This is a genomic window from Thermocoleostomius sinensis A174 (assembly GCF_026802175.1).
GTDB lineage: Bacteria > Cyanobacteriota > Cyanobacteriia > Elainellales > Elainellaceae > Thermocoleostomius > Thermocoleostomius sinensis.
Genome location: NZ_CP113797.1, coordinates 1,706,963 through 1,719,238, shown reverse-complemented (window position 1 = coordinate 1,719,238; position 12,276 = coordinate 1,706,963). Strand labels below are relative to the sequence as shown.

At 48.4% G+C, this 12,276-nt stretch carries 12 protein-coding genes; 4 read left to right on the top strand and 8 right to left on the bottom strand.

Annotated elements, in window-relative coordinates:
* Positions 1-66: 66 nt before the first annotated feature.
* From OXH18_RS07485 to OXH18_RS07475, 3 genes are all read right to left on the bottom strand, one after another.
* A complete protein-coding gene (locus tag OXH18_RS07485) occupies positions 67-1,248 on the bottom strand; it encodes a transaldolase (RefSeq protein ID WP_268611865.1) in 1,182 nt (393 codons plus the stop codon).
* 235 nt (positions 1,249-1,483) lie between these two features.
* Positions 1,484-3,307, bottom strand: coding sequence for an ABC transporter substrate-binding protein (locus tag OXH18_RS07480; RefSeq protein WP_268611863.1), 1,824 nt, complete (start codon positions 3,305-3,307; stop codon positions 1,484-1,486).
* Between the two features lie 102 nt (positions 3,308-3,409).
* On the bottom strand, positions 3,410-3,562 hold the full coding sequence (locus tag OXH18_RS07475) for a hypothetical protein (protein WP_268611862.1): 153 nt from the start codon (positions 3,560-3,562) through the stop codon (positions 3,410-3,412).
* Between the two features lie 168 nt (positions 3,563-3,730).
* Between OXH18_RS07475 and uvrB the strand changes: the two genes are divergently transcribed.
* On the top strand, positions 3,731-5,791 hold the full coding sequence (gene uvrB, locus OXH18_RS07470; protein WP_268611861.1) for an excinuclease ABC subunit UvrB: 2,061 nt from the start codon (positions 3,731-3,733) through the stop codon (positions 5,789-5,791).
* A 42-nt stretch (positions 5,792-5,833) separates the two neighbouring features.
* Here the strand turns inward: uvrB and OXH18_RS07465 are convergent, their stop codons facing one another.
* Together OXH18_RS07465 and OXH18_RS07460 are read right to left on the bottom strand one after the other, a co-directional pair.
* Complete coding sequence (locus OXH18_RS07465) at positions 5,834-6,133, bottom strand: Hsp20/alpha crystallin family protein (RefSeq protein WP_268611860.1); 300 nt, start codon at positions 6,131-6,133, stop codon at positions 5,834-5,836.
* Positions 6,134-6,461: 328 nt separating this feature from the next.
* Positions 6,462-8,117, bottom strand: a complete 1,656-nt coding sequence (locus OXH18_RS07460; RefSeq protein ID WP_268611859.1) for a DUF6798 domain-containing protein — start codon at positions 8,115-8,117, stop codon at positions 6,462-6,464.
* A gap of 394 nt (positions 8,118-8,511) precedes the next feature.
* On the opposite strand from OXH18_RS07460, the gene OXH18_RS07455 reads away from it, so the two are divergent.
* Positions 8,512-10,173, top strand: coding sequence for a glycosyltransferase family 39 protein (locus OXH18_RS07455; RefSeq protein ID WP_268611858.1), 1,662 nt, complete (start codon positions 8,512-8,514; stop codon positions 10,171-10,173).
* A 163-nt stretch (positions 10,174-10,336) separates the two neighbouring features.
* Positions 10,337-10,684: a hypothetical protein gene (locus tag OXH18_RS07450; protein ID WP_268611857.1), complete on the top strand. Its 348-nt coding sequence runs from the start codon at positions 10,337-10,339 to the stop codon at positions 10,682-10,684.
* Between the two features lie 138 nt (positions 10,685-10,822).
* Here OXH18_RS07450 and petJ read toward each other — a convergent pair whose 3' ends face one another.
* Positions 10,823-11,128: a cytochrome c6 PetJ gene (gene petJ, locus OXH18_RS07445; protein ID WP_268613141.1), complete on the bottom strand. Its 306-nt coding sequence runs from the start codon at positions 11,126-11,128 to the stop codon at positions 10,823-10,825.
* A gap of 169 nt (positions 11,129-11,297) precedes the next feature.
* On the opposite strand from petJ, the gene OXH18_RS07440 reads away from it, so the two are divergent.
* Complete coding sequence (locus tag OXH18_RS07440) at positions 11,298-11,489, top strand: hypothetical protein (protein WP_268611855.1); 192 nt, start codon at positions 11,298-11,300, stop codon at positions 11,487-11,489.
* Between the two features lie 192 nt (positions 11,490-11,681).
* Here OXH18_RS07440 and OXH18_RS07435 read toward each other — a convergent pair whose 3' ends face one another.
* The gene (locus OXH18_RS07435; RefSeq protein ID WP_268611854.1) at positions 11,682-12,020 is read right to left on the bottom strand and encodes a type II toxin-antitoxin system PemK/MazF family toxin; all 339 of its coding nucleotides are present in this window, start codon (positions 12,018-12,020) and stop codon (positions 11,682-11,684) included.
* Positions 12,020-12,256 (bottom strand): hypothetical protein, encoded by a 237-nt coding sequence (locus OXH18_RS07430; protein ID WP_268611853.1) that lies wholly within the window; start codon positions 12,254-12,256, stop codon positions 12,020-12,022. The genes OXH18_RS07435 and OXH18_RS07430 overlap by 1 nt, the downstream gene beginning before the upstream one ends.
* Positions 12,257-12,276 lie beyond the last annotated feature (20 nt).

Here is a 12,276-nt window from a genome sequence, read left to right as displayed (position 1 = left end):
TGGTTTTTCAAGGGCCGAGCAGATCAGTCCAGTAAGGTGGGCAGGCACCCACCCTACAATCTGAACTTAGGCGACTTGCACAAGCTGGAACACGGCTCCCAACCCTGCTCCCATTTCTTCTGGGGTAATTTTGCCGTCTTTGTTCACATCAAGTGCATCGAACACGGCATCTGTACCCAGCCACTCTTCCCGGGTGATAAAGCCATCGCCATCGAGGTCATACACGTGGAACATATCTTCTGCGGCATGGTTAAGCACTTCGTTGCCTTCTAGCCGCTCTAGACGAGTAATTAGCAACTGTTCCAAGGTTTCCAGCGCTTTGGCAAAGCCTTTGATCCCCTCATCCAATTTTTCAGAAGCCATGCGATCGGCGGCGTGCATTTGCTCGAATGTAGCTTGATCGACCGAGATTTTTTCGACATCCGAGGCGGCGGCTTTGTCGGGATCAAGCTTACGGGATAGCTCACCTGTGGTAGACAGCAACTCTGCTAATAGCCCCGGAGAAATGGTGAGCAAATCACACCCGGCCAATTCTATGATCTCACCAATATTGCGGAAGCTAGCACCCATTACTTCGGTCTTATAGCCAAACTTTTTGTAGTAGTTGTAGATTTGTGTCACAGACAACACGCCCGGATCTTCAGCAGGCGGGTAGCTATCGCGTCCGGTATCTTTTTTATACCAATCTAGAATTCGTCCTACAAACGGCGAAATTAACGTCACTCCTGCTTCGGCACAGGCAATCGCTTGATGCAAGCCAAACAGCAGCGTCAAATTGCAGTGGATGCCCTCTTTCTCCAAAATTTCGGCAGCTTTGATGCCTTCCCAGGTGGATGCAATTTTGATCAACACGCGATCGCGAGAGATACCCGCCGCTTCATACTGTCCAATCAGTTCCCGTGCTGTGGCGATCGTGGCTTCCGTATCGTAGGACAAGCGAGCATCAACTTCGGTGGAAACTCGTCCTGGAATAATTTCCAAAATCTTTAAGCCAAAGGCTACTGCCAGCCGCTTGAATGCCAAAGACGCCACGTCTTGAGCGCTTGCATCTGCCCCTGCATCTTGCTTGGCTTGCTTTAATGTTTCATCCACAATGCTTTGATATTCCGGCATTTGCGCCGCTGCCGTAATCAACGATGGGTTCGTGGTTGCATCACGTGGCTTAAACTTTTCGATCGCTTTGATGTCGCCCGTATCGGCAACTACAACCGTCATTCTGCGTAATTGTTCCAATAGATTTTCAGCCATCTCTTTTTCCTTCAGTGCTTGCGTTAATAAACTCAGGAAAGTAGCCCGATCGCTTCCTATTTGCTTGTGTCGGCTCCTACAGGCAGGATGGATTCGGTGATGTACCGATGTGCCCCGGAAACCAAGCGATTCCGATGCGATCATATCGCTGGTACTCGCTAGGTGGGGTATTTTTTCCAATACATTTTCGGATTGGGGTTGGGGAGGTTGGGGACGAGGTAGGGAAGATACCTTCTCACTCTGCCTCTACTTTCAGTTCATACAAATTCCAGAAGGCTCCGCCCAGTGCGGTAAACTCCACGCCTTGAATCCGATCGCGCACGGCTGAGAGCGTCAGGGGATTTACCAGGTGAATGAAGGGCAATTGTTCTTGGGCGATTTGCTGAAAGCGATTGTAGATCTCGCGTCGTTTGCTTTCATCGAGTTCTTGCACCCCCTGAGTAAACAGCCGATCGATTTCCTGCTCCCACTCTGAGACTTCCCATCCAGTTATTTTCGGTTCTCCCGGGAGGGGCCCTTGATTAAATTGGTGCAGCGATCCCTGGCTCGACCAAATATTGTAGCCACTGTGGGGATCAATGCCACCCCCGCCAAACCCGCCAACATAGGCCTCCCAGTCGCGGCGTTGCAGCTTTTGAATCACCGAATTAAAGCTGAGGGATTGTAAATCTACGCGAATGCCGATCGCCTCTAGGTCTTGCTTAATTTGTGAGGCTACTCGCACGCGAGATACTTCTTCCGATCGCACCAGCAGCACAAACCGCACCGGATTGCCGTCCCAATCTTCCAGTTGTCCTAGCACGTTGTATTTGAATCCCGCTTGCTGAAGTAACTGCTTGGCTTGCTCTGGGTCATAGTCATAGACTTTTAGTCCTTGCTCTGGCGACAGGTAAAAGGGATTTTGGCTATCTAGGGGAGAGTTTTGTAGTTCGCCCAGCCCTTGATAGATGGTGTCTCGCATGCGTTGGCGATCGATAGCATGAGCCACGGCCTGCCGAAACTCTAGCGTATTAAACCAGCGCGATTTGATCGGATCAACAAACGGCTTGCCATTTTGATCGCTGGCTTTGTTAAGGTTAAAGCCAACGAATCGGCTGCCGGTCTCTGGCCCACCGTTATAGATGCTATAGCCGCCTCGCTCTTCCTCTAGCTTCAGCAATTGAAACTGTTCAGGCTTGACGCTGAGACTGTCAAGTTCACCCGATCGAAAACTCAGCAGTTGACTATCCTCTGAACTAATCACCTGCAAAATAATGCGCTCAATATAGGGCTGCGGGTTGCCCTGCGCATCTTGCCGCCAGTAGTAGGGGTTACGGCGAAACACCACGCGCTGACCAGGGGCATAGCTCTCCATGGTGTAGAGTCCACTACCAATAATTTTTTGGGGATCAGTGTCGGCAGTCCAGATAGATTGAAATTTGAGATTGCCGTTAGCGTCTTTTGTCTGGACTGACTCGCGCAGCACATGAGCCGGCAGAATGGGTAGACCACTGCTGTAGCGCAAAAAGGGAGCAAACGGCTCGGGGGTGACAAATTCAACGCGGCGATCGTCCAGCTTGCGCACCGACGGAAACGCCCCAGTGTCTCCAATGCGCAGAATATCGCGCACACCACTGGCAATGGCTTCGTTCAGGTAGATATCTTGGAACGTGAACACCACATTATCCGTTGTCAGTGGTTCTCCGTCCGACCATCGCAACCCCTCGCGCAGGGTAAACACAATGCGTTTGTTGTCCGGAGCCACCTCCCAGGCTTCGGCTAATCCGGGTTCGAGATCCCCCGTGACACCATTAGTTTCGAGCAGTCCGGTGAAAATCAAGCTGAAGACCGCGTTAGAGTAAAGCGAATCATTCAGCGCGTAGTTAAATGTAGAGGGATCACTGGATGTGGCTGATACAATCTGCGGCACTCGTGCCTCCGCCGATCGCATTTGCCCAATGCTACAACTTCCTAGTCCCATTGCCAGCCCCATTGCCAGCCCGATCGCCAATCCTCGCCGTACCCAAGCAGTCAGCGCTGTAGTCCTCAACCTTCTGATTAACCCAACACCGAAGGTCATGATAGTTGACCAGACTTTAAGAAACCAAGCCGTAAAACAACGCATACCTTTAATAGATTCGGCAATAAAAGTAGAACAGCACGTTTTTAGGAGATTAAATCATTAATGGCGAGCAAGTCTTGCCTGAATGCGTTTAGTTTTGCTAGTCAGTGGCACTTCTTCGATAAGATGCCCATCAATCCATTTCAGCCGATCGATTGGACAGTTCATAAACTCTTCGAGAGAAGGGGGGGAAACGGTAGAGGAAATCAACATCGGTGCTAGGAACTAAGCAATAAAATTTATGAACGGAGCACTGTAGCCATCATATCTTGCAAGTTGTCTTGCAAGTTGGTATCGCCTGCACAGCAAAGTCAGGGAAAAATCGCTACGATCGACAATAGCTCACTGCGAACGCTTTCCTTCCAACGCCCCACACCCACTATGTCAGAGTTCAACATTAAAGCGCCCTTTGAACCGACTGGCGATCAGCCCAAAGCGATTAGAAAACTGACGAAATATATTCAGGATGGACAGCAATATCAAACCTTACTAGGTGCAACGGGAACTGGAAAAACCCACACTGTAGCACGGGTAATTCAGAACGTTGGCAAACCCACCCTTGTGTTGGCCCACAACAAAACCCTAGCAGCCCAGTTGTGCAACGAGTTGCGCGAGTTCTTTCCTGACAATGCTGTTGAATATTTCATTAGCTATTACGATTACTACCAGCCGGAAGCCTACATTCCCGTCACCGATACCTATATTGCAAAAACCGCATCGATCAACGACGAGATCGACATGTTGCGGCACTCGGCTACTCGATCGCTGTTTGAACGCAAAGATGTAATTGTAGTGGCGTCGATTAGCTGCATCTACGGTTTGGGGATTCCGTCAGAATATTTGAATGCGTCGATTCCGTTCAAAGTGGGCATGGAAGTCGATCAGCGGCAGATTTTACGCGACCTAGCTTCGGTGCAATACGAGCGCAATGATTTAGATTTGGGGCGCGGTAAGTTTCGCGTCAAAGGAGATGTGCTGGAAATTGGCCCAGCTTATGAAGATCGAATTATTCGGATTGAGTTCTTTGGTGACGAAATTGATGCCATTCGCTACATCGATCCAATCACTGGAGAAACGCTGCAAAGTATGGATGCCTTGAATGTATATCCGGCTCGTCACTTTGTTACGCCAGACGATCGCCTAGAGGAAGCCTGCAACGCGATCGAACAAGAGTTAAAAGACCGCTTAGAAGAACTTGAAAAAGATAATAAATTACTAGAAGCACAACGATTGGAGCAACGCACTCGTTACGATCTAGAGATGCTGCGAGAGGTGGGTTACTGCAACGGCGTAGAGAACTATGCCCGACACTTAGCAGGACGCTTACCCGGCTCACCACCCGAATGCTTGATCGATTATTTTCCCAAAGATTGGCTGCTGGTAATTGATGAATCGCATGTGACAATTCCACAGATTCGAGGCATGTACAATGGCGATCGATCGCGTAAACTGACGCTGATTGAACACGGATTTCGTTTGCCCAGTGCCGCTGACAATCGTCCGCTAAAATCAGAAGAATTTTGGGAAAAGGTCAATCAGTGTATCTTTGTGTCAGCGACACCGGGTACCTGGGAGTTAGAAGTCTCGGATGGCAAGTTTGATGTAGTAGGAGAAGGCAAGAACGAAATTAAAACCTATGTACCTGGGACGGGGCGCGTGGTAGAGCAGGTGATTCGCCCAACAGGTGTGGTTGATCCGGAAATCTTTGTACGCAATACAGACGGACAAATTGACGATTTGTTGCATGAAGTGCAAGAGCGAGTACAGAAGAATGAACGCACACTTGTCACAACGCTAACAAAACGAATGGCAGAAGACTTAACTGAATATCTGCAAGAGCGAGCTATTCGAGTCCGCTATTTACACTCCGAAATTAATTCGATCGAACGCATTGAAATTCTACAAGATTTACGTCAAGGTGAATTTGATGTGCTGATTGGAGTGAACTTATTGAGGGAAGGCTTGGATTTACCGGAAGTTTCTCTAGTGGCGATTCTGGATGCCGATAAAGAGGGCTTCTTGCGGGCTGAACGATCGCTGATTCAGACAATTGGACGAGCAGCACGGCATGTGCGCGGTCAAGCCATTCTCTATGCCGATAATCTCACAGACAGCATGGCTCGGGCTATCAGCGAGACTGAACGTCGCCGCAAAATTCAACTCGAGTACAACGAAAAGCACGGCATTACTCCACAACCGATTGTTAAGCGCTCCAACAACTCAATTCTTCAATTCCTGGAGGTGTCTCGTCGCCTCACCGCTCAGGAACTCGAGCAAGCCTATGAACAGGCCGATGATCTGCCCTTAGAAAACATTCCTGATTTAATTGTCAAACTAGAAGCAGAGATGAAACAAGCCGCCAAAGATTTAGAATTTGAAGAAGCGGCCAAATTGCGCGATCGGATTAAGCATTTGCGCGACAAGTTGCTGGGCAAACATTAGACAGCAAACATTAGACAAAGTGCTCGAAAACCTGATGGGAAATTATTTAAGAAATGTCAGAACAAGTGCATTTGCTTGCAACCTGATGCTGGCGGTTTCCGGTTGAACTGCATGGGGTAACGAAATAAGTTTCCGAAATTCTATGGCTGGATAGGAAAAATCGCAGTAGCCTTCGATAGTGACTCGTTCCATCTGTTCGCCCCAAAGCAATAACGCATTTGGAGCAACCCGAATGCCTAAATTCTCAGCCGCAATTGCAGGAATTTGGGCGGTAACAACCAACGTCGTTTCTGTTTCCTGAATTTCAACGATCGAGGAACCCATTGCATCTACGTTAGCCATGAATAATCCTTCAATTAAGAGGAGATTGTAAGAGGAGATTGACAAATTTCAAACAGCGTTGCGGTCAACAGCGTACAAGTTCATCATTTGGTTAACTGATCACTCTTTTCCCTCCACCCCTCCATCCTCTCTCACACAGAGCGAAGGGACTTCAAGAGGGCGGCGCAAGGTTTGTCAGTTAATCAGGTTTATAGTCCAATACCAGAGGCAACCGTCAGGAGTTGGGAAACTCTTCTGGAACAAGCTTCCTTATAAAGCTACACATAAAATTTGAGGAATTCTTGAAGTTACAAAACTTAGTAAATGCTAGCGCCGGAATTTGCAATTCTTATCTTTTGGCATAAAGGACATACTCGCGATTACGATAAGCGATCGGTAGATCCAGTTGATGTTGGCGCTGGGTCGCAAAAAAACTAGCTTGGTATTGCTGCATTAATGCTTGCACTTGCGCTGTTGTCAGTTGATAGTAGCCAGCCGTCAGCCGGTCTTCGATCGCATCGCGAGGATCAGTAGTTGATGTTGTCACTGTCCAAACAGCGTCTCCCCCCCCCAAATTTGTTAACCGCTCGTGCCATTCCACAATACCAGCCGGATTTTGTGGCAGAAACTTGAACTTGGCGATTGTTGGGCGTCTGGTCAACCAGGTAAAATTGGCGAACTCAACTGGCGGTGTAATAATAACCGCTTGTCTGGGCGTTTCGCGACGAATCCAACGAGTGAAATTTCGCCAAGCAGGATCGACCCCTTGCACTTCAGCCGGAAATGCTTCCACGTCCAAAACTTGCTGATAGAAATTCGGGACTGCCAAGCCAAGGCTGAGTCCAAGCAACAGAATACTAGCAAGTCGGAACGATCGCGGCCACCAAACCCCAATTGAGTGTTGCAGCACACAGGCCAATAGTAAACAGGTTCCCAAGGGCAATAGTACATCGCCCAATCGAAATGGGTAGTATTGCAGCCAACGACCTTCCGCATCGAACGGCGCAATTACTAATCCCACTCCAAATGGAATCAGCGCCATCCCGACAAACCATGCCAACCGGAACGCTGAGGTGATCTGGTCTTGAGCCATAGGTTGAGCCGATCGCCGCTGCTGGTGTAACACGACCACACAACCACCGAATAGTATGAGCAAGACGATCGGACGAATCCATTCCTCTGACGACCACGATAGGGGATTGAGGTGGTGCGCTAGCCGCAAAAACACATAGATGTAAGAGGGAGCTAGCGGAGTTGTTGGAGGCGTTGCGGTTAACTGTTGACTAACGGCTGGAATGGCAAATCCACTGGCTGCAATGTAGAGCAAAAGACTGGAACCAAGATAATCACTGGACTTTGGATAGGTACGGCGATGTAGCAAAATCCAGCCCAAGCTCACCAAAAACGCCCAACCGCCCACCAAGACATGAAACGAGGTCATTAGCCCCAACAACAGGGCAGCAGCCCGATAGCGCCCCGCCAAAAGCCACCCAATCGCCAGCGGCAGTAAACTATAGGCAACCGCTTTGGCTTCTAAAGACCCAACCATCCACTCTCCGGCAATGGCTCCTTGGTCATAGGCACAGCGATCGAGCAAAAACCGATCGCAGCCGCTGTGCAGATAGAGAATCAAGGCTAGCAACAGTAAGGGTAACGTTAGACCTAACCACCGCCCTAGCCACACTAAACCGAAGGCGAACAAACTGTAACAAACCAACCGCCCTAGAATAGATGCAGCCAAAAATCCCCACGCGGCCGCCAGCCAACCAAATGTTGCTTGAAACAACAGCCGATACCCCGCTGGTTGATTCAAGTACCAATCGTTTGCGACCCAATGCGGCTGCACAAACTGTCTGGCGAGAGGCAACACATCAATTTCATTCCACCCCACTTCGCCCATATTGCCGTCTAGCAACAGTTCTAGGCAAAGCAATACCAGAACCGCTAGCGTTTGTAACCAAATCTGCCAATGAGGTAGCTTGAATCGAGCTAAACTGGCACCCATAGCCCCTGTTGAACACTGTGTAACCTAGAGTGTACTGTGTTTTTATTCAATTCTTCGGACAGTGTTTGTGAAACCGCTGACCCCCTTTAGCCCTCACCCTCAATTCCTCTGCCACGGTGAGCGCGGAACGTTGATCTAGCACCCTGTCGCCCTGTTTAAGCGCAGGGGTTGGGGAATGAGGACGGTTCGGGACGCAAGTGTCCAGACTCTTGTAGTTGAGAGTGAGATCACCTCTGTGTTTACCTAATGGGCTATTGCCAATGCCGTTCCATGGAATGCTATTGCCTAAATTTGGCTGTTTAGTCAGAATCCGGTAAACTTTTGTGGATCTCAGTAAACAGGCAACCTGGCACCGATAGATAGCCGTCTTGGTGTGTTGTAGTGATGGTAGTGTATGGCAGTGATGGGCGATCGATTGGGTGATCCACCAAATAATCAACAAAATAATCAACCCAAATATCAACCACCGGAACACAAGCCGAACGTTTGGCGCGAATGTTGGACAATGCAATCATCGCCCAACTGGTTTCGGATTGCCGTGATTGGGGTGTTAATTTTGGGAATTTTTTTTCGCTTCTATAACCTCGATAAGAAAGTGTATTGGATCGATGAAGTCAACTCATCGTTGCGATCGCTCGGCTACACTCGAACCGAAATGGTGGAGGAAACCTTCACTGGCAGCGTGATTACCGTAGAAACTCTGCGCCAATATCAACAGCTTAGCCCGGAAAAAACCTGGGGCGACACAATGAATGCCTTGATGGGCACGGCAGAACATGCGCCGCTCTACTTCATGTTGTCGCGCTTGTGGATAGGCTGGGTGGGGCATTCTGTGGCGACGATGCGTTGTTTAGCCGCTATTTTCAGTGTTTTCGTGTTTCCTTGTCTTTACTGGTTGTGTTGGGAGTTATTTCAGTCGGCCCGAGTTGGATGGTTGGCGATCGCCTTGGTGTCCATTTCGCCGTTACATCTTCCCTATGCTCAAGAAGCCCGACCCTACAGTCTGTGGACGGTGATGATTTTGCTGTCGAGTGCGCTGTTGCTGCGTGCCTTGCGTCAACCAACCCGCAAACGCTGGGCTGTCTACGGCGTATCAGTAGCGCTGGGTCTGTATACGCAACTGCTGTTTGGATTAGTGGCGATCGCCCACGGTCTATACGTTTTCGTGATGGAAAAGTGGCGCTTCACCCGTACAACGCTTGCGTATTTGCTAACAGCCAGTCTGGCCTTTCTCAGCTTTATCCCATGGGTGACGTTATTTTTCATCAATATTGAGAAGGTAAAGCAATCAACCGCTTCACTCACTGGAGGGTATTCTCTCGACTATATGCTAAACCGCTGGTTTCTCAGCTTTAGCCAAGTGTTGCTGAATCGGGAACTGGGCGGAGCCAATTTCATCATGGTGCTGCTGGCTGTGTTTGCCCTGGTCTATCTCTATCGGCATGCTCCCAGAAGATCGAGCCTCTTCATTTTGATTCTAGTGGCTGTTTCATTCTGGGGGCTGGCGCTGCCAGATCTGATTTGGGGCGGACGACGATCGCTGCGGATTCGGTACTTGTTTCCCTACTTTACGGGCATTCAAATTGCGCTAGCCTACCTGTTTGCTACCCAAGCCGTTTGGACAAAAAACTGGAAGCAGAAGGCTTGGTGGATGGTGATGGTGTTCATCGTTTTTAACGGCATTGCCGCTGCCATTGTCAGTTCGCAATCGGTAGTATGGTGGAACAAAAGTGTTCCTCGCAGCAGCTACTATCCAATCGTCAGCGAGATGATCAACCGAACGGACAACCCGATCGTTTTGAGTGATGGTTCTCCGACCGACACGCTAGCGTTCAGCAACTGGCTTGATCCCGATGTCAAACTAATGCTATCGCTAGAGCCAAAGAAGTTTAAGTTCAAGCAAGCCGAAGCCTATGATCCCATTTTCCTACTCAATCCCGAAGAACTGACCAAGAAAATATTGCGGCGACGGGGGTACGAACTAACGCTGATTTACGAAGATCGAACCGATCCTGAAGACATTGAACAACGGTTGTGGCTAGTTAAAAAACCTTAAGAAAAAAGATGTGTCTTGAGGTAGACGTTTTAGACTAGGTAGCTCCATAAAATCCTGTCTAGCGCTGTATCGGTTCATACCGTTTATGCACAGTGGATTGCTGTTTATTGCTTAAACAAGCTGCCAAATTACGCGATTTCAAGAATTATTAGGAGTTTTCTGTATGCAACACGTTATGTCTTCTCTATGGCAAGTGGTTCGCAAAGCTTTTCTTGTGATTATGTGCGTCAGCTTACTGAATGTGTTGGGTTGGTTTAGCTTGGCTATGCAACCCAGCTACGCCGTTTCCTCCCCTGAAGAGTATTTAAATGAAATTAGAAAAGATCAATCGATGAAGGACCGGCAGGAAGCGTACAAAGAAGCGACTGAAATTACCGAAGATCCCAAAATGGGTGTTGAGAAAGAATACGAGAGAGAAGTCAATGAATATTTTGAAGAACATCCTGAAGAAGGCGGAATTGTACAAGGCGCTAAGGATTTGGTGAATAAAGTAACCGGCAGCGACGAGTAAGAATCTGTTTTTCTCAAGAAACGTTAAACCAACAATACGAACGCACGGAGAATCAAATTTGGGATGTCACGGACTCAAAATTGAGAATTGTGAACTATGCCCGATCGATTCTCCTATGCGCTTTCAACAGAGTGGCTGTTACCAGCCTTTCTCTGCTTGGTCTAGAACATACATCGCTACGTCTTCGATCTGTTGATCGGTTAGCCGTCCTTTGAAGGCAGGCATAGCAGCTTTACCATTCGTGACCTGGGTTTTGATCGCATCCAGCGATGCCATTTCATATTTTTCTAAGTCACTTTTCTTCAGCGTTTTAGTCGCATTTACTAGATTTCCACCGCCGATATGACAAGCCGCACAATTCGCACTGAAGACTTTTGCTCCGCTGGCAATGTCGGCATCCGCTAAGGCTGGAGGGACAAATACCCCAGCCAGCAGAACTGTCATCAAAACGATCGTCGGTAAAACAATTGACAATAACCGTGACAATAACCGTTTCAAAGTAATCTCCTCTCATTCAGCACACAAATTCATTTCCCATCCTGTCTAAGATGATCCACGGCGTCAAACGACAGATAGTCATACATTACAAGACGGTTTACATTCATGGAGCCTTATGGTGATCCGACAAGCAGCGGACAAACCAGAGATGCACCAGCGTGAGGGCGATCGTCCAAGTTGCCACCTTACTCAGCAGTCGCCAGACAATTCCTATCGTCAGGCTATGACCGCAATGGCACTGCTGAAGCTGCCGATGGCAATGAATGTAAAGAACCAGCGCCAATCTTGGGCGATCGATCGCCACTGAACTGACCAGTCGCGCACAGAAACGTGGGGAGTGTTTGGAATCGTATTAGGAGATTGAACTATTATCATAAAGTTCCTTGTTTGAAAATTACACATCGTGTTAAACGACCAAGCTCACCGGACGCAGATAACTTTTGTGACTCAACCAACCAGCTTGCAGCGTTCCGGTGCAGCGACTTGTCAGATGGTGTCGCTAGAGATACAAAATTGTTCGTAAACCTTCATCTACCTCCTCCTGTAAATAATCGGGTAACGCACCAACACGCTCAACCAAGAATGTTTTATTAACTGTGAAAATCTGAGAGATATTTACAACGGAATCTCTCGGTAAACCGGATACCTCACGAGGTAATAGCACATTGCCCGGCGCTTCTGCCAACTGGACATTTGAGGTAATGATGACAACAATAATTGTTCTAATACGACTTTGAGTGAAAGTATCATCTTGAATCACTAAGACGGGACGGCGATATCCGGGTTCTGAACCTACTGGATTGGGTAAATTCGCCCACCAAATTTCTCCCCGATACATTACCAATCCTCGCGGGGCAAGGACATAAACTGCATTCTTGCCATTACTGGATCAAGTTCAGAGGACTCTCTAGAATAAACTTGGTTCAACTTGAGCAAGATTTGATCGCGGTTGTACCTTTTCAAATACGCCTGTAACGCTTTTGTATAAAGCTCGCTACGCGACAACCCTAACTGCTGAGCGAGTGCTTCCGCCTGTTCAAACACTGAATCTGGAAGCGAAATCGCAGTTTTCATAGTGACCTTAGCTGTAAGTT

Excerpts from the sequence above, each read along its gene's own strand:
- OXH18_RS07485 (WP_268611865.1), bottom strand. The coding sequence starts at position 1,248 with ATGGCTGAAAATCTATTGGAACAATTACGCAGAATGACGGTTGTAGTT.
- OXH18_RS07480 (WP_268611863.1), bottom strand. The coding sequence starts at position 3,307 with ATGACCTTCGGTGTTGGGTTAATCAGAAGGTTGAGGACTACAGCGCTG.
- OXH18_RS07475 (WP_268611862.1), bottom strand. The coding sequence starts at position 3,562 with ATGTTGATTTCCTCTACCGTTTCCCCCCCTTCTCTCGAAGAGTTTATG.
- uvrB (WP_268611861.1), top strand. The coding sequence starts at position 3,731 with ATGTCAGAGTTCAACATTAAAGCGCCCTTTGAACCGACTGGCGATCAG.
- OXH18_RS07465 (WP_268611860.1), bottom strand. The coding sequence starts at position 6,133 with ATGGCTAACGTAGATGCAATGGGTTCCTCGATCGTTGAAATTCAGGAA.
- OXH18_RS07460 (WP_268611859.1), bottom strand. The coding sequence starts at position 8,117 with ATGGGTGCCAGTTTAGCTCGATTCAAGCTACCTCATTGGCAGATTTGG.
- OXH18_RS07455 (WP_268611858.1), top strand. The coding sequence starts at position 8,512 with ATGGCAGTGATGGGCGATCGATTGGGTGATCCACCAAATAATCAACAA.
- OXH18_RS07450 (WP_268611857.1), top strand. The coding sequence starts at position 10,337 with ATGCAACACGTTATGTCTTCTCTATGGCAAGTGGTTCGCAAAGCTTTT.
- petJ (WP_268613141.1), bottom strand. The coding sequence starts at position 11,128 with ATGACAGTTCTGCTGGCTGGGGTATTTGTCCCTCCAGCCTTAGCGGAT.
- OXH18_RS07440 (WP_268611855.1), top strand. The coding sequence starts at position 11,298 with ATGGTGATCCGACAAGCAGCGGACAAACCAGAGATGCACCAGCGTGAG.
- OXH18_RS07435 (WP_268611854.1), bottom strand. The coding sequence starts at position 12,020 with ATGTATCGGGGAGAAATTTGGTGGGCGAATTTACCCAATCCAGTAGGT.
- OXH18_RS07430 (WP_268611853.1), bottom strand. The coding sequence starts at position 12,256 with ATGAAAACTGCGATTTCGCTTCCAGATTCAGTGTTTGAACAGGCGGAA.